Origin of the sequence: Arthrobacter sp. NPDC090010, assembly GCF_044748305.1 — a bacterium.
Lineage (GTDB): Bacteria > Actinomycetota > Actinomycetes > Actinomycetales > Micrococcaceae > Arthrobacter_E.
On record NZ_JBIVFT010000002.1, the window covers coordinates 367,594 to 393,299 of the forward strand.

A 25,706-nucleotide genomic window follows, 5' to 3' on the forward strand; every position below is an offset into this window, starting at 1 on the left:
CCGCTCCCGATTCCATCCCTATTCGACTAAGGTGACGGCTCACCGAGTCGGAGGTTGGCGCGCCCGGATCTCCTGGCGCGTGGTGTTTCGATAGACGAGCAGCACGCGAGTCCCTGTTACTCGGCGACGCCTGCACGCTCTCGTGCCACGGCGCATTCAAAGGATCTGTGCGCTCATGTCGAAACACCGTTTTTCCGCTGCTTCACGCCATTTCACCTCACAACACTCCTCCGGCACGGTCGGCCTTCCAGCAATGGTCACCGCCGGAATCCTCTGGGGCACCGGAGGCCCCCTGGGACACCTCCTCGCACTGCACGGGCATCTTTCAGCGCTCGGCGTGGCGGGCTGCAGGCTTCTCCTCGGAGGCATGCTGGTACTGCTTCTGCTGTGTGTGACCCGGTCGCCGTTCCCCAGCGGACGGACGATCTGGACACGGATCTTCCTCATCGCCCTGCTCACCGCGCTGTTCCAGGCGAGCTACTTCCTCGCGGTCATCGTGACCAACGTCAGCATAGCCACCCTGATCACCATCGGATTCGCACCGGTAGCGGTCGTCGCCGTCGAGCTGCTGCAACGACGGCGGTCTCTGACGAAGCAACTGGCCGCCACCATGCTGACCGCAGGTATCGGCCTTGTGCTGCTGCTCGGGGCACCCGGCGAGCGGATCACCGTCCTGACGATCATTCTCGGAGGGGCCGCGGCGCTCGCTTCCGCCGTGTTCTTCGCCATCACCACTTTGGTGATCGCGAACTCACCGGACAGGATCGAACCCGCGGTGCAGACCGGCTACAGCTTCACGGTGGGAGGTTTGCTGCTGGTGCCGTTTTCCGTCCTGGCCGGAGATTCCGGCTCGTTCACCGTCAATGCGACGAGCGTCGCCTCGGCGCTCGGATTGGCTGTGGTTCCGACCGTCCTGGCGTACTGGCTGTACTTCCACGCCCTACGGACCGTGTCCGCCACCCAGGCGGCGCTTCTCACCCTGATCGAACCACTGGCGGCGGCACTGATCGGCTGCCTGTTTCTCGGCGAGCGCCTGACCACCTCAGGCCTGCTCGGTGCAGGCTTCATCGCCGGCGCCATGATCGGAGCGGTCCGCGGGATCGGGCCGAAGGGCGTGTCAGAGGACCCGGAACGCAGATGAGTCCAGGATTCATCCCGTGCCCCGGCTCAGCCCGCCTGGCCCGTTCAGCCCCGCCTCCCCAGAAGACAGAGGGCGCCGATCCCGGCGAAGAGCGCGGCCGAACCCAGCATCAGCTGAACAGCGTGCTGCAGGAAGTCCGGGCCATCGGCGCTTCCCGCGATCGTGGCGAAGAGTGCGATGCCCAGGGCGCCACCAGTCTGACGGCTGGTGTTGCTCGCTCCCGAGGCCAGCCCGGGCAGCTCCGGCGTCGTACGGAGCGCCGCCGCGACGATCGCCGGTGTCAGGAACCCCAAGCCGCAGCCCCAGAGCAGTAGTGAGATCACCAAACCCATCAGGTCAGTGCCGGTGACCGTGACAGCCATCGCCAGCAGCCCGGCCGCAGCGAGGCCGAGACCCAGCCCGCTCGTGCGCCAAACCCCGAGGTGCGCACCGAGCCTTCCGGCAGGCGCCCCGAGGAACGGCAAGGGAACCATGGCCGGAAGCGTCAGCAGGCCCGCGGCCAATGGACTCAGCTGAAGCGCACTCTGGAACACCTGGGTCAGAAGGAACAAGGTACCCAGCGTGCACAGATTCATGATGCCCGCGACCAGACAGGCAAGGCCCAGAGGGCCACGCGCGGACGACGGCACCGGGAGCAGCGGATGCTTCGTGTGATGCTCGACCACGAGGAACCCGCTCAAGGCAACCACGGCGCCCATTCCCAGAAAAACTGCGGGCATCCCGGACGGAGCCCCGATGATCGCGGTGACGGCACAGCTGACACCCACGGCGAGCAACACCGCCCCGATCCAATCGACCGTCCCTCGCGAGCGCGACGTCGTACGCCGCCGCGGAGATCTGAGGAGAGGCAGAAGCGCCAGCCCGATGACCGGGACGCTCAGGAAGAAGACCGTACGCCAGCCTGCCGCTTGGACCAGCAGGCCACCCACCACAGGACCGGCGGGCAATGCGGCTCCGCCGATCGCCGCCCAGATGCCGACAAGGCGGGCCCTTGCCTTCTCCCCTGGAGCATCCTGAACCAGGAGAGCGAGAGTGCCCGGGAGCATCAAGGCTGCACCCACCCCCTGAACCGCACGAGCGGCGATCAGTACGGCAATCGACGGTGCCAGTGCGCAGGCCGCCGAAGCCACCCCGAAGCCGAAGAACCCGATGAGAACCACCTTCCGATGCCCCACCAAGTCGCCGATGGCACCCGAGGCGAGCAGAAGGCCGGCCAACGGCACCGAATAGGCATCCACCACCCAGGCCAGGCCGGCACTTCCCGCGCTCAGTTCCCCATCGATCTGAGGAAGCGCGACGTTGACCACCGTCACATCGAGCAGAACCAGAAAGTATCCGCTGCACAGGGCCAGTGCCAGTGGCCATCGTGTTCGGTTCGCAGTCATGTCCCTGATTCTCGCGGCGGGACATTTCAGCCGACGTCGAAACGTTCTCCTTCTAGCATCGGAGTATGAACAACCATCCGGGCGACGCCGGTGAGCCGGACATCGCCGCAGTCGCCGCAGCCTTCGCGGACCCGCGCCGGGCGCGCGTACTGATGGCCCTCTCCGATGGGCGGGCCCTCCCGGCCGGGAGGCTCGCCGAAGAGGCCGGAGTATCAGCCTCCACCGTCAGCAATCACCTCGCGATGCTTCTGAACCGCAGGCTCGTGACGGTGGAGCAGCAGGGACGCAGCCGCTACTACCGGCTCGCCACCCAGGAAGTCGAGGGCGTCCTCGAAGCTCTGGCCAGGCTGGCGCCCCGGGAACCGATCACCTCCCTGCGCGTGCACACCAGGATGCACGCCCTACGTTCCGGCAGGACCTGCTACCGCCATCTCGCCGGGCAGGCCGGCGTGGCACTGTTCCGCCGGATGATCGCCGCGGACTGGGTCGAGGGAGACGACGGTCTGTACCGTCCGGAGCGCGACGGTGACCGGCTCTCCGCACCCGGTAAGGGGAACCACTACCGGCTCACGGATAACGGGATCACTGCACTGTCCGATTGGGGCATCGCGGCCGAACACCTCACCGCCACACCCCCACTGCGCTATTGCGTCGACTGGACCGAACAGGCGCATCACCTGGCCGGCCCGTTGGGCACCGCCATCGCATCGCGCCTGTTCGATCTCGGGTGGGCCTTCCGCGGGACGGTCCCCCGCAGTGTCGAGATCACAACGGAGGGCAGCGCGGGCCTTGACGCTCTGCTCTCTGGCTCCCTGCACTCCCCTCAGGCAGAGAAGGAAGCGGCCCGGGAACGCCCCCAATGATGTCCCCGGACCGCCGGCCTTCCCGTCCGGAGCGATCGCCGCGAAGGTCTGCTGGATCGTCTCCGGATCTCCCGACCATTATTTGACTAACAGTCAAATAAATCAACGCGAGGTCGATCACGCTGCTTTGGATGAACCCGGAGAGTCGCCGCAGGGCGAAGAACAGCACCGCACCCCATGGCGGCAGACCCGGCCGAAGCCGGGCGAAGGAAAGGTGTGCGGAGGAGCCGATCGGCGCCGTCGTCGATCACGCCATCGTCAATGCCACGGCGGTATGCGCGCGCGGGCCGGTTCCGTCAACCTCGTCAGACGGGAGCGCGCACCGGTCGGCATCCGCGGGGCGGGGCGGTTGTAGTTCACGCAACGGTGCCCCGCCCCGCGGGCCGTCCGGATTACATGCCCGGCATCTGCAGGAACTCGAGAACCTCGATGGTCCCGATCTGCAAATGGGGATGGCCTTCCAGCACTGCGTCCAGGGCCGCACGGTCTTCGGCCTGAAGAACCGAATAGCCTCCGATCGAGGCATCCTCCCCGGCAACCGGCGAACCGCCGTCGATGATCGCGTCTCCGGCCTTGGCAAACCAAGCCATCCACTGGTCCATGCCTGCCTTGGCCTGCTCCGGAGTGGTGTTGGCCATCTGCTCACGGGCACTGACGCCCGCGCGATACAGCACCAGGTACTTCGTCATTTCTTTCTCCTTCCGGCCGGTGACCGGCCGTTTGAGCGTGCCCGGCGGGCACACCACATCTAGAGGTCCTGGACTGCGATTTCCGGGATCAGCGCAGCGTCTTGACCCAGTTCCGCCGGGCCCGGGCCGCACTGCCGGGAATCCATTGGAAGAGCGCCTTCGGCACAGCACCGGCGAAAATGTAGGTTCTCCCATCGCGCGTCAAAGCGCATTCCGGCTTGCCTTCGGGTGCCCTGGAACTGCCCCCAAGGGACAGGGAGAAGGCGCATTTGCCGTCGAAGGCAAGATAGCTGTCGCTCACAATGGGTTCCTCATGTTTTCTCGGTTTCCGACGTCTGATCTGGCGACCGTAACCCGGTCGCCAGATCAAGACGGGATGAGGGCTCCGGCAGCTTCGGCCGGCGAAACGAGTTCCGCTGGTTCCGCCATTCGCAGCTCTCCACCACGGATGGCGTGGAGTCCTCATGTCACAGTGCCTCCAGCGGCATCCCATGACTCTCATTAGTGGGCCGAGGGCGCGATCCATGACGCGGCTTTCGGAACGGAATACCGACATCAGGACGGATTGGGCGAACGCTTCGATCTCACCTTCGCGCACGTCGGCCACAGGCCCACCTCCAGAGTGCTGATTCACGAAGGAACGTCCACCGAGCCAAGCGGCAGACCTGCGCCGTTTCAGCGCTGTACCACTTCAGCACTGCGCCACTTCAGCACGGCTCATGCCGTGGACACGGAATTCAGCTCGTGATTAGGTTGTCTCCAAGTCGTTTGTACGCGCATACAGAGAACAGTCACGAGAGGTGAACCGGATGACCGCTGAGATCTTGCCCAGGAGCACGCCGCACGAGGCCGGAGTGGATCCCCATGCCATCAACTCGTTCCTGGACGCGGTCTCCGCAGCCGGCATCGAACTTCACAGCTTGATGATCGCCGTCGATGGCGCGGTCGTCGCAGAATCGTGGTGGCGTCCTTACGATCCGGCCACGCCTCACCTGCTCTATTCCTTGAGCAAGAGCTTCACCTCGGTGGCCGCCGGAATCGCCGAGAGCGAGGGCCTGCTGACCATGAATGACCGGCTCTCCGATCATCTCGCCGAGGCCTCCGGCTACGGCGAAGCGACCATCGCCGATGCACTTCGGATGTCGGTCGGGCATCTGCTCGATCCCGTGCTCGACCCGAGCACGGAGATGCCGGTGAACGACGCCGCGCTGCGCCGGATGCTCGTCGCTTACGGACCCGAGCAGGCACCAGGTGAAGTCTTCACCTACGATCAGCTGGCCACCTTCGCTGTCGCCAAGATCGTGGAGCGCGTCGCCGGAATGTCGCTGCTCGATTACCTCAGGCCACGGCTGCTCGAGCCGCTTGGCGCAGGCGATGCCAAGTGGGCGGGCGGCGAGACCAACCCGGGTTTCACAGGGCTCTATCTGCGCACCGAAACGATCACAGCGTTCGGGCAGCTGCTGCTGCAGCGCGGGATGTGGCACGGCCGGCAACTGGTACCCGCGGCCTGGATCGAACTGGCGACGTCGGCTCAGATGGCTAACGATTCAGCACACCGCTTCCCTCCCGGTCAGGCGGTGGACCGCGACAGTTCTCTCGGCTATGGCTATCAGTTCTGGATCGGCGACCACGGCTACCACGCAGGTGGCGCCTACTCGCAATTGTGCATCGTGCTGCCGGGAGTGAATGCGGTCGTCGCCATGACCGCCTCGACTCCGTTCGGACAGGCCCTGCTGGATGCCGTCTGGGACCACCTGCTGCCGGCCCTTGCCGACCGCAACGATGATCCGGCGTTCTCCGGCCGGCAGGCCGAAGTGGACACCGCCCTCGCCCAACGTCTTCGTGGGCATTCCGTTCCGGCTCCACTCCCTGGTGCCGAACGTGTCGCGGCGGCACAGGCCAAAGCGAATCTGGGAATGCTCGCGGGAATGGTCGTCGCATTGCGAGGCGATGCGGCTCCGGAGGACTGGCGAGAGGCGGCCCAAAACGCCCCGGAGTGGGCCGCAGCAGCGGCTCTCCTTCAGGAAGGTGCGCCCGGTCCTTCCGCACCGCTTGCTGCCGCCTCGTCCCGCGACGTGTCCCACATCGCCTTCACGCGCGCCCCGGCCGACCCCGACATCCCCTCCGTACGTTTCGGCGCGCTGGGTGGCGTCGATCTGCCGGAGCTCGACGTCGTTCGCCTGGAGCGCGACGCACTGGTGTTGGAGATCGGCGGTGAGGCTTACCGGCTCGGGGTAGGGAACGATGACTGGACGCGGGGCGCATTGCTGGAAGGGCCGCCGGTTCCGTTCGCCGTACGCGGCGGCTGGCACGGCGACGATGTCTTCGATGCCGAGCTGCGCATGATCGAAGGACCACATGTAGGTCTTCTGAGGCTTGTCCCGGACTCCGCCGAATTCACGTTCACGTGGAGGGAACCGACTCTGGTCGGCCGGGATCTGGAAGGGTATCGGGTCTGATCGTCGCTCCGGCAACGATCAGACACAGCCGCAGCTGCGCCGTGTCACGAGCGAAACCGACAGAACGACGTGGCGCGGCTGCGCGTCCCCCGTCAACGCCTCCGAGAGCAGCCCGACGGCTTCTCGCCCCAGCTCGTCCATCGGCTGGCGCACGGTCGTGAGCGAAGGCACGGTCAGCCGCCCCGCGTCTATCCCGTCAAAACCGGTCACCGCGACGTCTCCAGGGACGTCGAGTCCTCGTTCGGCAAGTGCCTCCTGCACACCGAGCGCCGTCTGATCGCTTGAGCAGACGATTGCGTCAGGGAGACTGCTGAGGAGTGCGGGCCGCTCAGCGAGCACATCGCCCATCGCCGTGAACGAGCCCGACCGCGATCCCGTATTGATGAGCGGCGCCCCTGGAACGGTGAGACCGCGCTCCCGCAGCACCTGCTCGAAACCCGCGAAGCGCGCCTCATGCTCGGGCCCCGCAGTGGAGCCGGCGAATGCAAAGTTTCGTGCCCCGTGTTCGTCGGCAAGGTGCGCGGTGATCGCACGCATCCCGCTGAGATCATCGACCCGCACCGACGACGCGACGACGCCGTCCGGCACCGGCTGCGACACCAGCACCAAAGGCATGCGGCGCGAAAGCAGTCTCAGATGCGCTTCGTCGATCGTTGCGGGCAGGACGATGAGGCCATCGCTTCGCCGGGCGATGTCGTCGAGGGCGACTCCCCTCCCCTCAGCGTCCTGCCACCCGACGGCGAGAGGCAGCCGCCGCAAGGTGCACTCGAGCTCGACGCCGCGAAGAACCTCGTCCGCGAACAGCGGGTACAGGCGGGGCCACGTGCCGTGTTCGACCACCCGGGCCACCTCGCCGGTTCGTCCGGACGCCTCTGAACGCTCCCATTCGTCGGGCTCGTGTCCACTGAACGAATAGAGTCCGATGCTGCCCGTGCGCCGTTCGGCAAGCCCTCTGGCGAGACCGCTCGGCAAGTAGCCAAGCTCAAGGACGGCCTGCTCGATGCGGGTCCTGATCTGTTCGCTGAGCTTGTCAGGGGAACGGAAGTACCTCGAGATCGATGCAGTCGACACTTCGGCCGCAGCAGCGACGTCGTAAACCGACGGGCGCACCTTTGTCACACGCTGGTCCTCTCGCTCGATGACTCCTGAATTCAATCACCCCAGAATATGCCGGGACCACGCTGCAGGCGACACCGTGAAGGAACCCGGGACAGACTCTTGTCGACTTCAATGTACGCGCATACACTCGAAGTCACTCACCTCTGACATCACCACCCGTGCACTAGCTCAACGAGGAGTTACATGTCGGTCCACGAAAGCAACACGGCCAGCCCGCTCGAGTCCCCGGCGCGGAACCTGGACGACTCCGGTGCGCTTGCGCTCGCCGAGACTGTGCCGGGCGAACGGCAGACCCCCCTGTTCTGGATCAGCTTCGCCGTGGCCTGGGGCGCGACCGGCATCGCACAAGGTGTGGCTGGAGTTGCCGTGCCGCAATTGTTGAAGCAATGGGATGCCGCCTCGGCCTCAGCGAACCTCAGCGGCCTGCTGACGATCGGAGGACTCGCGACGCTCGTGGTGACACCGATCTTCGGGCGCCTGAGTGATCGTTCCCGTTCCCGGCTGGGGCTGCGGCGCCCGTGGATCCTCCTGGGCTCCCTGATCGCATTCGCGGGCTACCTCGCTCTCGCCTTCGCCCCGTCCGCGGCCTGGCTCTGGATCGGGATCGTGCTGAACTACGTCGGGTGGGGCGCCGTCGCCATGGCACAGCACAGCCTCTTCGCCGACCAGATCCGCCGTCGCATCCGGGCGATCATGTCGGCCGTCACCGGTGCCGCCGCAACGGTGGGCATTCTCGTCGGCACCATGGTCACCGGTCAGATCGCGTCAGCGGGTCAGGCTGCCATGTTCCTGATCCCCGGCACCGTCGCCGTGGTGCTGTCTCTGACCCTGTTCGCCACCCTCCGTGATCTCAGACGGACCGATCCCCCGGCACCGTTCGATCTCCAGTCATTCATCGGGACGTTCTGGCTGAGCCCACGTCAATGCCCCGACTTCGCGTGGGCGTGGATCTGCCGCTTCCTCATGACCGCATCGATCGTGACCGTCACCAGTTACCTCTACCTCACGATCTCGGGCCGCTTCGACGTCGATGATCCCGCCACGATCTCGGGACTGCAGACCCAGGCGACACTGGCTTTCACCGTCTGCAACCTCGCCTTCGCTTTCATCTTCGGCGTCATCTCCGACCGGACCCGTCGGCGCAAGCCCAGCGTGCTGTTCGGCGCACTGCTGAGCGCCGTCGGACTCATCGTCGCCGTCTCGACGCCAGGGGTTCCCATTTTCCTCGTCGGGATCGCCCTCGTCGGAGCCGGGCAGGGAGCCTACATCTCGGCCGACGTCGCATTGATGACGGAGTGCCTGCCTTCGGTATCGGAAGCCGGCAAGGACCTCGGGATCGTCGCCCTCGCCTATCTGCTGCCGAACATCCTGGTCCCGGCTCTCGGATTCCTGCTCACCAGGATCGGCTCCCCGAACGGGGAGAATTTCGTGGCTCTCTACGTCGCCGCTTTCGTCATGGCCGTCTTCGCCGGGTTCTCGGTCCTGAAGATCAAGAGCGTACGTTGACCGTATTCGTAACGCTGAGTCCGGTTTCAGCGATCCTGGTATCGCCGGCAGGAAGGACGTGACATGAGGTTCAGACGCGGCCGCTGGCGTCATCCCCAGGTCGATCCGACGGTCACCGAATTCGAGCGTGCCGTCGCACCGTTGAAACGCCAGGAACCAAGCGATGCTGCCGGGAGACGACTTGTCGCCCAGGAGAACGACGACCGTATCCAGGCCGAATACGGTCACGAGCCGCTCACGACGGCGAGCGTCGATCACCTCGTGCCGGCCCAGGGCGCGCCGGATGTGCGAGTGAGGGTCTACTGGCCGGGCCAGGATCCGGCCCCTCCAGGCTCAGGCCTTCCGGTGCTCGTCTACTGCTACGGTGGCGGGTTCACGCTGGGCGGCGTCGACTGGAGTGCCTGGGACGCACGACTGCGACGGCGCGCCAGGGACGCCGGGGTGATCATCGTCGCGCCCGACTACGCGCACGCTCCCGAACACCGGTTTCCGGTGCAGCCCGAGCAATGCTGGGCGGCGTTCGAGTGGGCTTGCGAACACGCCGATGAGCTGGGCGGCTCGGCCGATCGCATCGCGGTGGGCGGCGCCTCATCGGGCGGCAATCTTGCAGCCGTCATCACCTTGATGAACCGCGAGCGGGCCGGCCGGCCCATCCGTTTGCAGATACTGGAGAACCCGGCGCTCGATCTGACGATCGGCCATGCCGATATGAAGGGCATCGGGCCCGCCATGCCACACGTGATCCTCGAGAAGGCCGGCCGTGCACTCGTCTCGCAGTACCTCGGCCCGGACCGCCAGCTGGCGCGGGATCCCCATGCCTCACCGCTCCTGGCAACCTCGCACGAGGGCTTGCCGCCGGCGGTCATCTTCACCGCCGAACTGGACCCGCTGCGCGGAGACGGCGAGGCCTATGCCCGTGCCCTGTCAGCGGCAGGCGTGCCGGTGGTCGCGCTGCGGTTCGTGTCCCAGACCCACGAATCCCTCGGAATTCCGCTGCCCTTCGCTGCAGGCGACTTCGCACATCGCGCCTGGGTGAACGAGGTCGCACGGTTGCGGGACTGACCCGGCTTCCCGGCCGCGTCCTCGAAACCGACCTTCTCAGGGAACGAGAAAACCCCGCCTCCAGGACATTTGCTTCCTTGGAGGCGGGGTGTTTCGTGGTGGGCCCTACCGGGATCGAACCGATGACATCCACGGTGTAAACGTGGCGCTCTACCAGCTGAGCTAAAGGCCCTTGGAGTGTTGACCGCACCGCGGCCAACAGGTATCAACCTTAGCGGATCCCCTGCTCAGCGGCCAAACCTTCAACCGTCACCCGCTCCGCGCCATGGGACCGGCCGGCCGAGCGCCGAGGAAGGAGGGCGTCGGCCACGGCGCGCAGCGTCTCCGAGGTCCCCGAATGCAGGCGTACGGTGGCGAACTCGTCCCCGCGCGTCGGCCCCTGGTTGACCAGCACCACGGGAGTCCCCGCCTTCGCGGCCTGACGGACGAACCGCAGGCCGCTCATGACCGTCAGCGACGTCCCCGCCACGAGCAGAACCTCAGCCTCGTCCACCAGCTTCAGGGCCCGTGCGAGCCTCGGCTTGGGCACGTTCTCGCCGAAGAACACGAAGTCAGGCTTCAGCACTCCCCCGCACCTCGGGCACGGCGCCACCACGAATTCGCGAGCCAGGGAATCATCGATCTGGGCATCCGCGTCCGGCGCTTCCACCACACCAAGAGCCTCGGCACGCTCGACGAAACCGGGATTCAGTGACGTCAGAATCTCTTCCAAGGTCCGTCGGCGCAACAGGTCCCCGCACTCCGTGCAGATGATCTGGTCCACCCGTCCGTGCAGGTCCACCACGTTCTCGCTACCGGAATCCTCGTGCAGGCGGTCGACGTTCTGCGTGATCACAGCCCGGACCGCTCCGCCGCGCTCCAGCTCCGCCAGAGCCTGGTGCCCTTCGTTGGGAACGGCCCATTTCACCCGCCGCCAGCCGAGATGGTTCCTGGCCCAGTAGCGCCGACGCGCCTGCTCGGAACCCATGTACTCCTGCACCGTGATGGGATTCGACGGCCGCGAACCCGGTCCTCGGTAGGCCGGGATGCCGGAGTCGGTGCTGATGCCCGCTCCGGTGAGGACGACGACGGCGCGATCCCGCAGCTGCTCGATCGCCTGCTGCAGCGTCCCGCCGTCGTCGTTCGGGCTCATGCGGACAGCGCCGCCAGAGCTTCCCGGTAGGCCTCGAAGTCGCGTGCCTGGCCACGGGAGTTGACCACCGCGTAGTGGACCAGCCCTTCAGAGTTCAGGATGAAGGTGCCACGCACGGCCATGCCCGATTCCTCGTCGAAGACGCCGTACTTGCCGGCGACCTCGCCGTGCGGCCAGAAGTCCGCCAGAAGATCGAAATCGTAGCCCTGCTGCTCCGCCCAGGCCCGCAGAGCGAACTTGCTGTCCACCGAAATGGCCAGGACCTTGGCGTTCAGTCCGGAGAAGAGCGAGATGTTGTCACGGATCTCACACAACTCACCCGTGCAAATGCCGGAAAACGCGAAGGGGTAGAAGACGAGAACCACCGGCTGTCCGCGGAAAGCGCTCAGCGTGACCTCTTCACCGAACTGGTTCACCAGTGTGAAGTCCGGTGCAACCTCACCGACGCCCGGGGAAACCAGTCCCAAGGGGTTCGTCAGCTGTTCAGACATCACTTCTTCTTCCGGAACACCAGTCGGGTCCCGGACCAGTCCTTCGCGGCGGAGATGGTCGATGTGCAGTGCAGACCCGCGGTGGGAGCAGCGTGCTGGATGTCAGCCGGCGGAACATAGCCGTCACGGCCCGACTTCGGCGTGAGAATCCATACGACCCCGTCGCCTTCCAGCGCGGGGAGAACGTCGACCAGGGCATCCACCAGGTCCCCGTCGTCCTCGCGCCACCAGAGGATCACGCCGTCGACGACTTCCTGTTCGTACTCGTCCAGAAGCTCCGAACCCACGATGTCCTCAAGGTCACCGCGGAAGTCGAAATCGACATCCTCGTCGTAACCGAATTCCTGGATCAGATCGCCGTCCTTGAAACCCAGACGGCCGGCAATGGTGACGTCCTCGACGGCGTCGGCCTCGCTCACTCGTTCCTCCTTGTGATGGTCCGGCGACTCTACCCGGCCCGTGTTCCTTCCCATTGTGCTGCATTCCACGCGCTTTCGCAGCGGTTGACGCCGATTTGTCCCTGTGCATGCCTCCCGGAGCCCGCTCAGCGCCCTCCGTGCGCGCGACGCAATGCAAGGCGCCCCGAATGCATATGCCGCGAGGTGAGGGCTAGAGTGATCCATGAACACGAGTGAGTCGCGCCCGGTATCCCGGGTGCGCGAGACGCGTGACAAGTTGAGAGTGCCGGGATCACCTGCCCGGCGCCCGGAAGCGAATTGCCGCGTGCGGTGGCCCCTGGATCAGCGAGGCCCCGCAGTTGCATCAAAGAGAGGTTTGACGTGGCTGCTGAAGAAATCACCCCTTCCATCCTGAGCGGGCTCACCGCAGGGGTCCCTGATGCGGATCCTGAGGAGACCAGCGAATGGGTTGAATCGTTCGATGCTCTGGTGAAGGAGCGCGGCACGGAACGTGCCCGCTTCGTCATGAGGTCCCTGCTGCAGCGTGCCGGCGCACAGTCCGTCGGCGTGCCGATGGTGACCACCACCGACTACGTCAACACCATCCCTGTCGACTCCGAACCGGCTTTCCCCGGCAACGAGGAGTTCGAGCGCCGCTACCGCGCCTACATGCGCTGGAACGCCGCGATCATGGTGCACCGTGCCCAGCGCGCCGATATCGGCGTCGGCGGCCACATCTCCACCTACGCCGGTGCAGCGACGCTGTATGAGGTGGGCTTCAACCACTTCTTCCGCGGCAAGGACCACGCCGGCGGCGGCGACCAGGTGTTCTTCCAGGGCCACGCCTCCCCCGGCATGTACGCCCGCGCCTTCATGGAAGGCCGTCTGAGTGAGGACGACCTCGACGCTTTCCGCCAGGAGAAGTCCAAGGCACCCCACGGCCTCTCGTCGTACCCCCACCCGCGCCTGATGCCGGAGTTCTGGGAGTTCCCCACGGTCTCCATGGGCATCGGCCCGATGAACGCCATCTACCAGGCCCAGTCCAACCGCTACCTCCACAACCGTGGGCTCAAGGACACGAGCGATCAGCACGTCTGGGCATTCCTCGGCGACGGTGAGATGGACGAGCCGGAAAGCCGCGGCCTGCTGCAGCTCGCCGCCAATGAGGGCCTGGACAACCTGACCTTCGTGATCAACTGCAACCTCCAGCGCCTCGACGGACCCGTCCGCGGCAACGGCAAGATCATGCAGGAACTCGAAGCGTTCTTCCGCGGCGCCGGCTGGAACGTCATCAAGGTCGTCTGGGGCCGCGAGTGGGATGACCTGCTCGCCAAGGACAGCGATGGTGCGCTGGTGGACCTGATGAACACGACGGTCGACGGCGACTACCAGACCTACAAGGCAGAGTCCGGCGCGTTCGTGCGCGAGCACTTCTTCGGACGGACCCCGCAGACCAAGGAACTCGTCGCCGATCTGACGGACGAGCAGATCTGGAACCTCAAGCGCGGTGGCCACGACTACCGCAAGGTCTACGCCGCCTACAAGGCCGCCACCGAGTTCAAGGGCAAGCCCACGGTGATCCTGGCCAAGACGGTCAAGGGCTACGGCCTCGGCACCCACTTCGAGGGCCGTAATGCGACGCATCAGATGAAGAAGCTGACCATGGAGGACCTGAAGGCCTTCCGCGACCACCTGCGAATCCCCGTCAGTGACGAAGCGCTGGAGCAGGACCTGTACCGCCCGCCGTACTACCACCCGGGCAATGACGCCCCGGAGATCAAGTACATGATGGAGCGCCGCGGTGCTCTGGGCGGTTCGGTGCCGGAACGTCGTCACCAGCACGAGGAACTCGTTCTTCCTTCGGACAAGGCCTACGAGGTCGCCCGGAAGGGTTCCGGCAAGCAGAAGGCCGCCACCACCATGGCCTTCGTCCGCATGCTCAAGGATCTGCTCCGCGACAAGGACTTCGGCAAGCACGTCGCCCTGATCGTCCCCGACGAATCCCGCACTTTCGGTATGGACGCGTTCTTCCCGACCGCCAAGATCTACAACCCGAACGGCCAGAACTACCTGTCCGTGGACCGCGAACTGGTCCTGGCGTACAAGGAAGCCGCAACCGGGCAGCTGATCCACCCCGGCATCAACGAGGCCGGGGCCGTCGCAGCCTTCACCGCGGCGGGCACCGCCTACGCGACCCACGGCGTGCCCTTGATCCCGATCTACGTCTTCTACTCGATGTTCGGCTTCCAGCGCACCGGTGACTCCTTCTGGGCCGCCGGCGACCAGATGACGCGCGGCTTCGTGATCGGCGCCACCGCCGGGCGCACCACCCTGACCGGTGAAGGCCTCCAGCACGCCGACGGCCACTCCCTCATCCTGGCCGGGACCAACCCCGCGGTTCGCGCCTACGATCCGGCCTACGGCTACGAGATCGCACACATCGTGCGCCACGGCCTCGAGCAGATGTACGGCCCGGACTCCCAGGACCCGAACGTCATGTACTACCTCACGGTGTACAACGAGCCGATCCACCAGCCGGCACAGCCGGAGGGCGTGGATGTCGAGGGCATCGTCCGCGGTATCCACCACATCAGTGCCCCCACCGTGGACGGTCCCCGCGCCAACATCTTCGCGGCCGGTGTCTCCGTGCCCTGGGGCCTGGAAGCCCAGAAGGTACTCGCCGAGGACTGGGGTGTTGCGGCGGACGTCTTCTCCGTCACCTCCTTCAACGAACTGCGCCGCGATGGCGTCGCCACGGACGAGCACAATCTGCTCAACCCGGAGGACCAGCGCACCCCGTACCTGACCGGGAAGTTCGCAGACAACCCCCACCCCGTGGTGGCGGTCTCCGACTACATGCGATCGGTCTCCGATCAGGTCCGCCAGTACCTGCCGAACCGCTTCACCAGCCTCGGCGCGGACGGCTTCGGCTTCTCCGACACCCGCCAGGCCGCTCGCCGCTTCTTCAAGAACGACACCCACTCCGTGGTGGTCGCCGTTCTGCAGCAGCTGGCAGCGGAGGGCAAGGTCGACGCCTCGGCTCCGCGTGCCGCGATCGAGAAGTACGACCTGATGAACGTCAACGCCGGAACCACGGGAGGCGCGGGCGGCGACGCCTGACATCCTTCCGATTGCCGAGAGGCCCTCACCCCCGCCGGGGTGGGGGCCTCTCCCGCGTCCGACGGCGAGCTGACCGCCGTCGTCGTGATCAATCCTGAGTGTTCGGCAGGCAGTTGTAGCCTTCACACAAAGCGGCTGGCACTATGCTCGTAGGATGAAGCCCTCCGACGGAAAGCCGAGCACCGTACCCACCAGCCCGGCAGACAAGGCGGAGACGCTCAAGAAGCTCCGTGCCAACGTGGGCCAGCTCTCCACCCGGACCATTCGGCAGCTGGAAGCCTCTCTTCCCTGGTACGCCCGGCTGAGTGCGGACGAGCGCTCCACCCTCGGCCTCGTGGCGCAGAACGGCATCGCGAATTTCGTCACCTGGTACGAGCGTCCCAGTTCCCCCGCCTGGATCCTCTCCGACGTCTTCGGCACGGCCCCGAGCGAGATGACTCGCGCCATCAGCCTGCAGAAGGCCCTCCAGCTCATCCGGATCGTGGTCGAGGTCGTCGAGGAACAGGTCCCGGTCCTCGCCCCCGAATCCGCTCAGCCTGAGTTGCGGGAAGCCGTTCTGCGATACTCCCGCGAGGTGGCCTTCGCCGCGGCGGACGTCTACGCACGCGCCGCGGAATCCCGAGGCTCGTGGGACACCCGGCTCGAGGCCCTGATCGTCGACGCGATCCTCCGCGGAGAGAACACGGATGCCCTGCGGTCCCGCATCGCGGCACTCGGCTGGAAGGCGCAGGAACGCTTCACCGTGGTGGTCGGCAAGGCCCCCCTGGAACCGAGCGCCAGCTATGTCAGTGAGCTGCGCAGGACGGCGGGACGTTACGCGGAAGACGCCCTGGTGGGGATTCAGGGAGACCGGCTGATCCTGGTTCTGGGCGGACTGCACGACCGTGAAGGCTCTCTCACCAAGCTCAGCGATCTCTTCGCCCCCGGACCCGTGGTCCACGGCCCCGAAGCGGCCTCCATCGTCGACGCCAGCCTCTCCGCCCAGGCGGCGTTCGCGGGCCTGACCGCGGCCCGCGCGTGGCCGGCGGCACCCCGTCCGGTGGCGGCCGGGGACCTCCTGCCGGAACGGGTCATCTCCGGCGACGAGACGGCCCGAAGGCAGCTGGTGAGCGGGATCTACCGTCCTTTGCTCGCCGCCTCGAACGGACTCGTCGACACTCTGAGCACCTACCTGGAACTGGGCCACTCCCTGGAAGCCACGGCGCGGGAGCTCTTCGTCCACGCCAACACCGTGCGATACCGTCTCAAACGCGTCTGCGACGTGACCGGCTGGGACCCTCTGATCCCCCGCGAGGCGTACGTCCTGCAGACCGCGTTGGCAGTCGGGCGGCTGGCTCCACCACAGCGGCCGGCGCATGAACGGCACGCTACCCGCGCTCACTGAGCCTCTCTTGTAGACTTCCTACAAATAGGCTTGGCGAGCTTCGTGCGAGCAAACAGGCGGAAACGCCCCTTCGATTTGGAAAGCTGATATACGTGCTAGCTATCGTGTGCCCTGGACAGGGCTCTCAGACCCCCGGTTTCCTCGCCCCGTGGCTGGAGGTTCCCGGCGTCGCCGAGCACCTGGCCGCCCTCAGCGAGGTCGCCCAGCTCGATCTCACCGCTCACGGCACCACCTCTGATGAAGAGACCATCAAGGACACCGCCGTCGCCCAGCCTCTCATCGTGGCCGCCGGTCTGGTCTCCGCCAAGGCCCTGTTCGACGTCGAACTCTCAAGCCTTCCCATCTCGCTGGCCGGGCACTCCGTCGGCGAAATCACCGCCACCGCTCTGGCAGGTGTCCTCAGCGAAGAGGACGCGATGCGTTTCGTCCGGGAGCGCGCCAACGGCATGGCCGCGGCCGCTGCGGTCACTCCGACCGGCATGACCGCCATCGTCGGCGGTGAGCCGAGCGAGGTTCTGGCCGCCATCGAGGCCGCTGGAGCCACCCCGGCCAATGTCAACGGCGCCGGTCAGATCGTCGCTGCGGGCACTTTCGAACAGCTCGAGGCTCTGGCCGGGAATCCGCCGGCCAAGGCCCGCGTGATCCCGCTCAAGGTCGCCGGCGCGTTCCACACGACCCACATGGCTCCGGCCGTCGGCGCTCTGGACTCGTTCCAGCATGAGCTGGACATCCATGAGCCCCAGGTGCCGCTGCTGTCCAACTTCGACGGTCAGCCCATCGCCAACGGCAAGGCCGGAGTCGCGAGCCTGGTGGCCCAGGTCTCCCGCCCCGTCCGCTGGGACCTCTGCATGGAGACCCTGCTCGCCCAGGGTGTCAAGGGCCTCATCGAGCTCTCCCCCGCAGGCACCCTCACCGGCCTGGCCAAGCGCGGCATGAAGGGCGTCAAGACGGTTGCCGTCAAGACTCCCGCCGATCTGGAAGCCGCCCTCGCGCTTTTCGCAGAGGTCGAGCAGGAGTCCGCACCCGCTGGCACCGGACACCACACGGCCGCGGCTGAAGACACCGAGGGCGCCCGCTGATGGCTCCCGTCCTCCGGCAGAACGCCACTCGTTCCGGGAGCCGCATCCATGCCGTGGGCGCATACCGCCCCGATGTGGTGGTGACCAACGACGACGTCTGTCAGTGGATCGACTCCTCGGACGAATGGATCCGGCAGCGGACCGGCATCGTCACGCGCCGTCGTGCCGCTGCGGATGTCAGCGTCATCGACATGGCGGAGGGCGCCGCCCGAGACGCGCTGGAGCGCGCCGGGCTTGAGGCCTCCCGGCTGGGCGCCGTGATCGTCTCCACGGTGACCCATCCGTACGCTACGCCGTCCGCAGCGGCGGCTCTCACGGAACGTCTGGGTGCCGCACCGGCCCCCGCCTACGACATCTCTGCCGCCTGTGCCGGGTACTGCTATGGCGTGGCTCAGGCCGATGCGCTGGTCCGTTCCGGTACCGCGGAGTACGTCCTGGTGGTCGGAGCTGAAAAGCTCTCCGACTTCATCGACAACCATGAGCGGACCATTTCCTTCCTTCTCGGGGACGGCGCCGGTGCCGTGATCGTCGGCCCATCGGAGGAACCGGGCATCAGCCCCTCCGTCTGGGGCTCCGACGGAAGCAAGTGGGAGGCCATCGGCATGACCCACTCCCTCAATGAGGTGCGAGAACTGGAGTCGCTGGCCCGGCATGCCGACGAGAGCGACGACCAAGCCCTCATCTCCGCCGCCCTGAACATCTGGCCCACCATGCGTCAGGACGGTCCGAGCGTCTTCCGCTGGGCTGTCTGGGAGATGGCGAAGGTGGCGCAGTCCGCCCTCGACTCCGCCGGTGTGACCGCCGAGGATCTCAGCGCCTTCGTCCCGCATCAGGCCAATATGCGGATCATCGACGAGATGGTCAAGCAGCTCAAGCTTCCCGAACACGTCGTGGTGGGAAGGGATATCGTCGATTCGGGCAACACGTCCGCGGCGTCGATCCCTCTCGCCATGCACCGCCTGCTCGAGGAGAACCCCGGCCTCAGCGGCGGGCTGGCACTGCAGATCGGCTTCGGCGCAGGTCTGGTCTTCGGGGCCCAGGTCGTCCGGCTCCCCTGAGTCCGGCGCGATCACCGTACAACTTCACAGTCGCGGTCAGCACAAGCTGGTCGATAAGCCCCCGGCGGTAGCCGGAACAACACAGAAAAGGAGCCGAAATGGCTAGCAACGAAGAGATCCTGGCCGGCCTGGCTGAAATCGTCAACGAGGAGACCGGTCTGGCTCCCGAGGCTGTCGAGCTGGACAAGTCCTTCACCGAGGACCTGGACATCGACTCCATCTCCATGATGACCATCGTGGTGAACGCCGAGGAGAAGTTCGGCGTGCGCATCCCCGACGAAGAGGTCAAGAACCTCAAGACCGTCGGCGACGCTGTGAACTTCATCGCCAACGCCCAGGCCTGATCGCCTTTCCATGCCGGCGAGCCGCCCCCACCGGGGTGAGGTTCCCGGTATGACCCGCCGTGGCTCCTGACTCCTCCGTCAGGAGCCACGGAGCGGGTGCCCGTGCCGGACACCTTGCGGGTTCCCTTTCATTCCGGCACACCCCTGAACCTGATGCCCCATCGGGCAGACATCCATCATCACTTGGAGAGTGACAATGTCTCGCAAAGTTGTCATCACCGGCCTCGGTGCCACCACGCCTATCGGCGGCGACGTACCCACCATGTGGAAGAACGCCCTGAAGGGTGTTTCCGGTGCGCGCACTCTTGAGGACGAGTGGGTCAGCACCTACGAGCTCCCCGTCACCTTCGCCGCGCGATGCTCCGAACCTGCTTCCGAGAAGCTGAGCCGCGTCGAGATGAAGCGCATGGACCCTTCCACCCAGTTCGGCGTGGTCGCCGCCCGCGAGGCCTGGGCCGATTCCGGCATCGAAGAGATGGACAAGGATCGCCTCGGCGTCGCCTTCGCCACCGGCATCGGTGGCGTGTGGACGCTGCTCGACGCCTGGGACACCCTCAAGGAGCGCGGCCCGCGTCGCGTCCTGCCCATGACTGTCCCGATGCTCATGCCTAACGGCGTGGCGGCTGCCGTCAGCCTGGACCTCGGTGCGCGCGCCGGCGCCCACACCCCTGTCTCCGCCTGCGCCTCCGGTACCGAGGCCCTGCACCTGGGCCTGGACCTGATCCGCTCCGGCAAGGCCGATGTGGTCATGTGCGGTGGCGCGGAAGCGGCCATCCACCCGATGCCGATCGCGGCTTTCGCCTCCATGCAGGCGCTCTCCCGCCGCAATGACGATCCCCAGCACGCCTCACGTCCGTACGATGTGAACCGCGACGGCTTCGTCATGGGCGAAGGCGCAGGCGCGCTGGTCATCGAGGCCGAGGAGCACGCCCTGGCTCGCGGCGCCCGCATCTACGGTGAGCTGGCCGGCACCTCCGTCACCGCGGACGCCTACCACATCACCGCTCCTGACCCCGAGGGTCTGGGCGCCACCCGTGCGCTGAAGGCGGCGATGTTCGATGGTCGTATCCAGGCCGAGGACGTCGTGCACGTCAACGCACACGCCACCTCGACCCCGGTCGGCGACAAGCCCGAGTACACGGCTCTCCGTGCCGCTCTGGGCACCCACGTGGACAACGTCGCGGTCTCCGCGACCAAGTCCCAGATGGGCCACCTCCTGGGCGCCTCGGGCGCCGTCGAGGCGGTCTTGACGACCCTGGCCGTCTACGAGCGCAAGACCCCGGTGACCATCAACCTCGAGAACCAGGATCCGGAGATCCCGCTCGACGTGGTCACCACCGCCCGTGACCTGCCTGCGGGCGACATCGTCGCCCTGAGCAACTCCTTCGGCTTCGGCGGCCACAACGCCGTGATCGCGGTCCGCAACTACTGAGAACCGCGCAACAACGACGTCGGCGCCGCTCACCTTCGGGGTGAGCGGCGCCGACGTCGTTTCCGGCTAAGAGCATTCACGGCGCCTCGAGTGCGTGCAGCGTGGAGTCACGCACCCGAGAGCTCGGGAGATCGCGCCTTCTTCAGCCGACTTGATGGAGCCAACGGACATTGGCTCCTTCAGAGGCGTGCCGGAAGGGTTCCAGTTCCTCATCCCAGGCCTCGCCCAGGGCGAGGGAGAGTTCGTGATAGACCGCCGCAGGATCCCCTGCACCGGCCTCGTAGGCGAAGCGGATACGGTCTTCGGAGACCATGATGTTGCCGTGGGCATCCGTGACGGCATGGAAGATGCCCAGTTCGGGGGTGTGGGACCAACGGCCACCATCGGTACCCTGGGACGCTTCCTCGGTGACCTCGTAGCGAAGGTGAGTCCATCCGCGCAGAGCAGAGGCAAGCTGAATGGCGGTCCCTGCGGGTCCGTTCCACGCCAACTCAGCCCGGAACATTCCGGGTGCAGCGGGCTGGGCCACCCAGTCAAGGGTCGCCGAATCATCCAGCAACGATGCCACCGCCCACTCGACGTGAGGGCACAGCGCAGCTGGGGCGGAGTGAATGAACAACACTCCCCTGGTCATTGCAACAGACATGCCTTCCTCCTTAGCCGTAGGTACGTCTTCCCCAACGCCCTTCGACTCCCTGAAGTCAGGTGATTGCCGCAATGTATTGAATTGAGTGCCGCCGGAACGACATGAACGCGAGATTCAAGTACTGCTTGAACCTCGGCGTTGGTACTTATTCTGCCGCAGCACCGACGATTGCGCCAGTGACGCTCTGTTCCGGTGTCACAGGCCGTGTCCGGAGGACATCATGGAACCTCATCCCGTCATGTTTTCGCTACGGAGGCTCCTGGAGGCGGGCCCAGGCTCATTGACCTCGACCGCGGGCCATGGGCAACGTCAGCCGCTCATCCTCCGAGGCTGCTCTGCCGACCACGGGTCAGGCTCTGGGATGCGCCTGGCGATAGCTGTCACGGAGACGTTCCACGGAGACGTGGGTGTAGAGCTGCGTGGTAGCCGGGGTGCTGTGCCCCAGGAGTTCCTGGACCGCGCGCAGCTCCGCGCCTCCGTCCAGCAGATGTGTCGCGGCGGTGTGCCGGAGAGCGTGCGGCCCCGTTGCGGCGGTGTCTCCGAGCGCTTGGAAGCGGGCGGCAACAAGCGAACGGACCTGACGAGGGTCGATCCTGCCTCCACGGGCGCCGAGGAAGAGTGCGGCACGGCTGGATGGTCCGGCCAAGGCGGGTCGACCTCTGCGAAGCCATCCCTCTACGGCACGGGCCGCCGGTGTTCCGAACGGCACGGTGCGCTCCTTGTCTCCCTTGCCGAGAACCTTCATGGTCCGGCGTTCCAGGTCGAGGTCGTCAACGTCCAGGCCTATCAGTTCACCGACCCGGATTCCTGAGGCATAGAGCAGTTCGACGATTGCAAGGTTCCTCAGGGCCAGTGGGTCTCCGTCCTGGGCCGCTTCCTGCAGTTCCTGGAGCAGTTGATCCATCTGAGAGGGGCGCAGCACGGTGGGCAGTGAGGAGGTTTTCTTCGGGGAGCGGAGCCTCAGGGTGGGGTCTTGCTGGACGTGACCTTCCCGGAGCAGCCAGGAGAACAGCGTTCTGGCGCTGGCCGCGTGCCGGGCGAGCGTGGCCCGCGCCTTGCCGTCCGACGACAGGCCGGCAAGCCAGTCCCTGAGCAGCTGAAGGTCCACTTCCTCCCAGGACGCCAGGCCCTGGCTGAGGGAGAAGGTCATCAGCTGCTGAGCGTCGGTCAGGTAGGCCTTCAGGGTGTTTCCGGACCGGCCACGTTCCCCGCTGAGGTACCGGGTGTAGTCCTCCAGAAAGTCCTGCCGGAAGCCGGGCTGCCGCGGTTCCGTGGTCACAGGCCGTTCCTTTCACATGTCGTAGTGGACTTTCATGGTGCCATTCCCGGAGCTGTTAGCTGGTTGGGCGCGCCCTGCGCCATCTGAGCGAGCCTGACGAAAGGCCATCAGCCCGACAGCTGCGGTTCCAGGTGGGGAGCACGGCTCCTCAGTCTTTTCCTGCTCAGTCTCTTCCTGCTCGGTCCTTCTCTGCGCGAAGCTTCGCCGTTCCGCCCTTCCCCTCAGTTCTTCCCTGTTCGGTCTTTCTCTGCGCGACGCTTCCAGCGCGCCCCGACGGCTTCTGCCAGTCCAAGCAACTGGAGCCGGCCAAGTCCTGCCCGCACATTCATCGAGTCCAGTCCTGCGACGATGCTCAGCTTGTCCACGGTGGAGGCGGTGCGCAGCGGGAGCGCATCGAGGAGAACCAGGTCTTCCAGAGCAAGTCCATCGTGAATCGCCGCCCGGGCCGTGGCTTCGTGGTCTGACGGGTCCGCTACCGGGCCGTCGAGAAGTTCCAGGACTTCCGAGACGTCGGTGACAAGCACTGCTCCACCCTCCCTCAGCAAGCGATGGCATCCTGCACTGCTGGCCGAGTGAACCGGTCCTGGTACAGCGGCCACGGCCCGGCCCAAAGCCTCTGCATGATGTGCCGTGTTCAACGCACCGGAACGCCAACGTGCCTCGACCACCACGGTGGCACCCGAGAACGCGGCGATCAATCTGTTCCGCTGCAGGAAGCGGTACCGGGTCGGCGCCGACCCGGGCGGCACCTCGGCCACGACGGCACCCCTCTGGCCGACGACGCGCAGCAGTTCTTCATTGCCGCTGGGGTAGAAGCGATCGATCCCACCTGCCATGAAAGCCATGGTGGGTATGCCCTCAGAAGCGGGGTCGTGTCCTGTCAGCGCAGCACGATGTGCGTGGGCGTCGATTCCATAGGCTCCGCCGGACACCACAGTGCGGCCGCGCCGTGCAAGCTCGTGGGCAAGATCGGCCGTCACGGCAGCCCCGTATCCGGTGCTGTCCCTCGATCCGACGATCGCCACCGCGTTCTCCGGGCCAGGCCAGGGACCCGGCCGGCCTCGGTACCAGAGCCCCAGAGGCCTCTGCAGCCCGAGATCGTTGAACTGTTCCGGCCACTCCTGGTCCGCAGGCACCAGGAAGCCCCCGCCGAGCCTCTCAACCACCGAAAGATCGCGGCCCGGGGCGAGAGACTCCAGCCGGGGCCGCCACCTCGCCAGCGCCGCAGAAAGCCCCTTCCACCCCCGGCTGGCATGGTGCTCCTCCAACAGCTCCCACAGCTGCTTCTCCAGGGTCGGCTCATGAGAGGAGCGGGATGTGATGAAATCCAGGCAGTCCACGGCCCCCAACAATTCGACCAACGCCAGACCGGCAGCGTCCTGCGGTTCCATGAGCCGCGTCAGGGAAGCTCTGGCCAGGCGCTCCGAACGATCCACGGATCCGGACGGCTCTGAACGTTCCACAGCTTGCGCGGGTTGCACGACGACCCTGGAACCGATCACCGGCACCGCTTGTTCAAGGATTTCTCCGGTCGCTTCATCATGCCAGCCTTCCTCGACATGCCCGGAGTCGGCTCCGGGGCCCATCCCGCTCATGAGCTCAGCTCCGGTGAACGTAGCGAGAGCGCCTGTCCGACATGATCGGCCGAGGGTGTGCCCTGGCCACTGAGATCCGACAGGGTCCACGCAAGTCTCAGTACCCTGTCATAGCCGCGAGCGCTGAGCACTCCCCGGTCCATTGCCGTGTCCAGGATGCGGGTGGTCTTGCCGTCGAGTCTCAGCGTGCCCCTCAGGACTTTGCCCGGCACCATGGAGTTGGTCTCGAGTCCGAAACGCCGCAATCGTTCGCTTTGGGCACCGCGAGCGGCTTCGACCCGCAGCCGGACCGCTGCGGTGGTTTCGGCGCTACCTTGAGCTTCCAGCTCCGCGCGGCTGATCTTGTGGACTGGCAGCTGGATGTCCACCCGGTCCAGAAGCGGGCCGGAGAGCTTACCGAAGTACCGGCGTCGCATGAGCGGCGTGCAGGTGCACTCGGTTCCCTTACCGCTGGATTTGCCACACGGGCACGGGTTCGCCGCGAGAATCAGCTGGAAGCGTGCGGGGTAGGAAGCCACTCCGTGCGCCCGATGAATCACGAGTTCGCCATGCTCCAAGGGCTGCCGGAGAGCGTCGAGAACACGTCGCTCATACTCGGGAGCCTCGTCCATGAACAGCACGCCCCGGTGGGCGCGAGAAGCGGCTCCGGGCCGTGGAAGTCCCGAGCCTCCGCCGATGATCGCGGCACACGTCGCCGTGTGATGCGGGTTCTCAAAAGGAGGGCGGCGCAGAAGCTCCCTGCGCACTTCTCCCTGATCTGCCAAGGAATGAATACTGGTGACTTCCAGTGCGGCGTCGTCGTCGAGCGCTGGAAGCAGCCCCGGCAGACGCTCCGCGAGCATCGTCTTCCCCGCTCCCGGCGGTCCGACCATGAGCATGTGGTGGGCGCCGGCCGCCGCGACCTCCAACGCAAAACGCGCCTCGGACTGCCCGGCAACCTCCGCCAGATCCGGCTCCGCCCCGGAAGATCCCGCCGCCTGTTCCGTATTTCCCGTCTCCAGTGGCTCGAAACCGAGATTCAGGTCCTTCGGTTCAGCCCCGAAGTCAAGTACCAGACGAGCGAAAGTGGCGTAAGAGGAGACCTCCGCTCCCGGCACCAAGGAGGCCTCCGCCGCATTCCCGCGGGCCACCACCACACGCCTATGGCCGGCCTTCACGGCCGCAGCCACCGCGGGCAGCACGCCCCGCACCGGCCGAAGTCTGCCATCGAGCCCGAGCTCTGCCAGGAACACCACGCCCTCCGTGCCCCGGATCTCCCCATTGGCGGCGACGGTCGAGACAGCTATCGCCAAATCGAATCCCGAACCCCGCTTCGGCAAGGACGCCGGGAACAGATTCACCGTGATCTTCCGCCGGCTCAACGGAATACCCGAATTCGTCGCACAGGAACGGATCCGTTCACGCGACTCCGATAACGCAGTGTCCGGCAGGCCAAGGATCACGAACCCTGGCAGCGTGTTCCCGATGTCCGCCTCGACCTCGACCATCCGTCCCCGCAGACCGTTCAACGCCACGGACAGACAC

Annotated in this window: 22 protein-coding genes and 1 tRNA gene; 11 read left to right on the forward strand and 12 right to left on the reverse strand. The window is 66.2% G+C overall.

The window, feature by feature from the left end:
- Positions 1-175 precede the first annotated feature (175 nt).
- Positions 176-1,141, forward strand: coding sequence for a DMT family transporter (locus ACIPXZ_RS04540; RefSeq protein ID WP_400590939.1), 966 nt, complete (start codon positions 176-178; stop codon positions 1,139-1,141).
- Between the two features lie 44 nt (positions 1,142-1,185).
- On the opposite strand, the gene ACIPXZ_RS04545 is transcribed toward ACIPXZ_RS04540, so the two are convergent.
- Positions 1,186-2,526, reverse strand: a complete 1,341-nt coding sequence (locus ACIPXZ_RS04545; RefSeq protein WP_400590940.1) for an MFS transporter — start codon at positions 2,524-2,526, stop codon at positions 1,186-1,188.
- Positions 2,527-2,591: 65 nt separating this feature from the next.
- Between ACIPXZ_RS04545 and ACIPXZ_RS04550 the strand changes: the two genes are divergently transcribed.
- Entirely contained in the window at positions 2,592-3,389 is a 798-nt protein-coding gene (locus ACIPXZ_RS04550; protein WP_400590941.1) for an ArsR/SmtB family transcription factor, read from the forward strand.
- A 392-nt stretch (positions 3,390-3,781) separates the two neighbouring features.
- Here ACIPXZ_RS04550 and ACIPXZ_RS04555 read toward each other — a convergent pair whose 3' ends face one another.
- The gene (locus ACIPXZ_RS04555; RefSeq protein ID WP_400590942.1) at positions 3,782-4,078 is read right to left on the reverse strand and encodes a YciI family protein; all 297 of its coding nucleotides are present in this window, start codon (positions 4,076-4,078) and stop codon (positions 3,782-3,784) included.
- Between the two features lie 88 nt (positions 4,079-4,166).
- Entirely contained in the window at positions 4,167-4,379 is a 213-nt protein-coding gene (locus ACIPXZ_RS04560) for a hypothetical protein (protein WP_400590943.1), read from the reverse strand.
- A gap of 508 nt (positions 4,380-4,887) precedes the next feature.
- On the opposite strand from ACIPXZ_RS04560, the gene ACIPXZ_RS04565 reads away from it, so the two are divergent.
- Positions 4,888-6,537, forward strand: coding sequence for a serine hydrolase domain-containing protein (locus tag ACIPXZ_RS04565; protein WP_400590944.1), 1,650 nt, complete (start codon positions 4,888-4,890; stop codon positions 6,535-6,537).
- Between the two features lie 18 nt (positions 6,538-6,555).
- Here the strand turns inward: ACIPXZ_RS04565 and ACIPXZ_RS04570 are convergent, their stop codons facing one another.
- Complete coding sequence (locus ACIPXZ_RS04570; RefSeq protein ID WP_400590945.1) at positions 6,556-7,656, reverse strand: LacI family DNA-binding transcriptional regulator; 1,101 nt, start codon at positions 7,654-7,656, stop codon at positions 6,556-6,558.
- Positions 7,657-7,839: 183 nt separating this feature from the next.
- On the opposite strand from ACIPXZ_RS04570, the gene ACIPXZ_RS04575 reads away from it, so the two are divergent.
- The gene (locus tag ACIPXZ_RS04575) at positions 7,840-9,162 is read left to right on the forward strand and encodes an MFS transporter (RefSeq protein WP_400590946.1); all 1,323 of its coding nucleotides are present in this window, start codon (positions 7,840-7,842) and stop codon (positions 9,160-9,162) included.
- Between the two features lie 63 nt (positions 9,163-9,225).
- Positions 9,226-10,224, forward strand: a complete 999-nt coding sequence (locus ACIPXZ_RS04580) for an alpha/beta hydrolase (protein WP_400590947.1) — start codon at positions 9,226-9,228, stop codon at positions 10,222-10,224.
- Between the two features lie 96 nt (positions 10,225-10,320).
- Here the strand turns inward: ACIPXZ_RS04580 and ACIPXZ_RS04585 are convergent.
- From ACIPXZ_RS04585 to ACIPXZ_RS04600, 4 genes are all read right to left on the reverse strand, one after another.
- Positions 10,321-10,396, reverse strand: a tRNA-Val gene (locus tag ACIPXZ_RS04585).
- 39 nt (positions 10,397-10,435) lie between these two features.
- Entirely contained in the window at positions 10,436-11,356 is a 921-nt protein-coding gene (locus tag ACIPXZ_RS04590) for an NAD-dependent protein deacetylase (RefSeq protein WP_400590948.1), read from the reverse strand.
- Positions 11,353-11,847 (reverse strand): peroxiredoxin, encoded by a 495-nt coding sequence (locus ACIPXZ_RS04595; RefSeq protein ID WP_400590949.1) that lies wholly within the window; start codon positions 11,845-11,847, stop codon positions 11,353-11,355. Before ACIPXZ_RS04595 ends, ACIPXZ_RS04590 begins: the two co-directional genes overlap by 4 nt.
- The gene (locus ACIPXZ_RS04600) at positions 11,847-12,266 is read right to left on the reverse strand and encodes a DUF3052 domain-containing protein (protein WP_400590950.1); all 420 of its coding nucleotides are present in this window, start codon (positions 12,264-12,266) and stop codon (positions 11,847-11,849) included. Before ACIPXZ_RS04600 ends, ACIPXZ_RS04595 begins: the two co-directional genes overlap by 1 nt.
- A 360-nt stretch (positions 12,267-12,626) precedes the next feature.
- Between ACIPXZ_RS04600 and aceE the strand changes: the two genes are divergently transcribed.
- The 6 genes from aceE to ACIPXZ_RS04630 all read left to right on the forward strand — a co-directional run bounded on the left by aceE (position 12,627) and on the right by ACIPXZ_RS04630 (position 20,662).
- Positions 12,627-15,365: a pyruvate dehydrogenase (acetyl-transferring), homodimeric type gene (gene aceE / locus ACIPXZ_RS04605; protein WP_400590951.1), complete on the forward strand. Its 2,739-nt coding sequence runs from the start codon at positions 12,627-12,629 to the stop codon at positions 15,363-15,365.
- Positions 15,366-15,519: 154 nt separating this feature from the next.
- Positions 15,520-16,749: a PucR family transcriptional regulator gene (locus ACIPXZ_RS04610; RefSeq protein ID WP_400590952.1), complete on the forward strand. Its 1,230-nt coding sequence runs from the start codon at positions 15,520-15,522 to the stop codon at positions 16,747-16,749.
- A 92-nt stretch (positions 16,750-16,841) separates the two neighbouring features.
- Positions 16,842-17,828 carry an ACP S-malonyltransferase gene (locus ACIPXZ_RS04615; RefSeq protein ID WP_400590953.1) on the forward strand — a complete coding sequence of 329 codons (987 nt, stop codon included), beginning with the start codon at positions 16,842-16,844 and terminating at the stop codon, positions 17,826-17,828.
- A complete protein-coding gene (locus ACIPXZ_RS04620) occupies positions 17,828-18,886 on the forward strand; it encodes a beta-ketoacyl-ACP synthase III (protein ID WP_400590954.1) in 1,059 nt (352 codons plus the stop codon). Before ACIPXZ_RS04615 ends, ACIPXZ_RS04620 begins: the two co-directional genes overlap by 1 nt.
- 98 nt (positions 18,887-18,984) lie before the next feature.
- Positions 18,985-19,230 carry an acyl carrier protein gene (locus ACIPXZ_RS04625; protein WP_167262726.1) on the forward strand — a complete coding sequence of 82 codons (246 nt, stop codon included), beginning with the start codon at positions 18,985-18,987 and terminating at the stop codon, positions 19,228-19,230.
- 196 nt (positions 19,231-19,426) lie between these two features.
- Positions 19,427-20,662: a beta-ketoacyl-[acyl-carrier-protein] synthase family protein gene (locus ACIPXZ_RS04630; protein ID WP_400590955.1), complete on the forward strand. Its 1,236-nt coding sequence runs from the start codon at positions 19,427-19,429 to the stop codon at positions 20,660-20,662.
- 142 nt (positions 20,663-20,804) lie between these two features.
- Here the strand turns inward: ACIPXZ_RS04630 and ACIPXZ_RS04635 are convergent, their stop codons facing one another.
- From ACIPXZ_RS04635 to ACIPXZ_RS04650, 4 genes are all read right to left on the reverse strand, one after another.
- The gene (locus ACIPXZ_RS04635; protein WP_400590956.1) at positions 20,805-21,308 is read right to left on the reverse strand and encodes a DUF3145 domain-containing protein; all 504 of its coding nucleotides are present in this window, start codon (positions 21,306-21,308) and stop codon (positions 20,805-20,807) included.
- A gap of 349 nt (positions 21,309-21,657) precedes the next feature.
- Positions 21,658-22,587, reverse strand: a complete 930-nt coding sequence (locus tag ACIPXZ_RS04640) for a tyrosine recombinase XerC (protein ID WP_400590957.1) — start codon at positions 22,585-22,587, stop codon at positions 21,658-21,660.
- A gap of 221 nt (positions 22,588-22,808) precedes the next feature.
- A complete protein-coding gene (dprA, locus tag ACIPXZ_RS04645) occupies positions 22,809-23,978 on the reverse strand; it encodes a DNA-processing protein DprA (protein ID WP_400591097.1) in 1,170 nt (389 codons plus the stop codon).
- A 200-nt stretch (positions 23,979-24,178) separates the two neighbouring features.
- Positions 24,179-25,696, reverse strand: a complete 1,518-nt coding sequence (locus tag ACIPXZ_RS04650) for a YifB family Mg chelatase-like AAA ATPase (protein WP_400590958.1) — start codon at positions 25,694-25,696, stop codon at positions 24,179-24,181.
- Between the last annotated feature and the right edge of the window lie 10 nt (positions 25,697-25,706).

Coding starts and splice junctions, on each gene's coding strand:
- ACIPXZ_RS04540 (WP_400590939.1), top strand. CDS start 176: ATGTCGAAACACCGTTTTTCCGCTGCTTCACGCCATTTCACCTCACAA.
- ACIPXZ_RS04595 (WP_400590949.1), bottom strand. CDS start 11,847: ATGTCTGAACAGCTGACGAACCCCTTGGGACTGGTTTCCCCGGGCGTC.
- ACIPXZ_RS04610 (WP_400590952.1), top strand. CDS start 15,520: ATGAAGCCCTCCGACGGAAAGCCGAGCACCGTACCCACCAGCCCGGCA.
- ACIPXZ_RS04555 (WP_400590942.1), bottom strand. CDS start 4,078: ATGACGAAGTACCTGGTGCTGTATCGCGCGGGCGTCAGTGCCCGTGAG.
- ACIPXZ_RS04625 (WP_167262726.1), top strand. CDS start 18,985: ATGGCTAGCAACGAAGAGATCCTGGCCGGCCTGGCTGAAATCGTCAAC.
- dprA (WP_400591097.1), bottom strand. CDS start 23,978: ATGGAACCGCAGGACGCTGCCGGTCTGGCGTTGGTCGAATTGTTGGGG.
- ACIPXZ_RS04550 (WP_400590941.1), top strand. CDS start 2,592: ATGAACAACCATCCGGGCGACGCCGGTGAGCCGGACATCGCCGCAGTC.
- ACIPXZ_RS04620 (WP_400590954.1), top strand. CDS start 17,828: ATGGCTCCCGTCCTCCGGCAGAACGCCACTCGTTCCGGGAGCCGCATC.
- ACIPXZ_RS04565 (WP_400590944.1), top strand. CDS start 4,888: ATGACCGCTGAGATCTTGCCCAGGAGCACGCCGCACGAGGCCGGAGTG.
- ACIPXZ_RS04575 (WP_400590946.1), top strand. CDS start 7,840: ATGTCGGTCCACGAAAGCAACACGGCCAGCCCGCTCGAGTCCCCGGCG.
- ACIPXZ_RS04580 (WP_400590947.1), top strand. CDS start 9,226: ATGAGGTTCAGACGCGGCCGCTGGCGTCATCCCCAGGTCGATCCGACG.
- ACIPXZ_RS04545 (WP_400590940.1), bottom strand. CDS start 2,526: ATGACTGCGAACCGAACACGATGGCCACTGGCACTGGCCCTGTGCAGC.
- ACIPXZ_RS04590 (WP_400590948.1), bottom strand. CDS start 11,356: ATGAGCCCGAACGACGACGGCGGGACGCTGCAGCAGGCGATCGAGCAG.
- ACIPXZ_RS04630 (WP_400590955.1), top strand. CDS start 19,427: ATGTCTCGCAAAGTTGTCATCACCGGCCTCGGTGCCACCACGCCTATC.
- ACIPXZ_RS04635 (WP_400590956.1), bottom strand. CDS start 21,308: ATGTCTGTTGCAATGACCAGGGGAGTGTTGTTCATTCACTCCGCCCCA.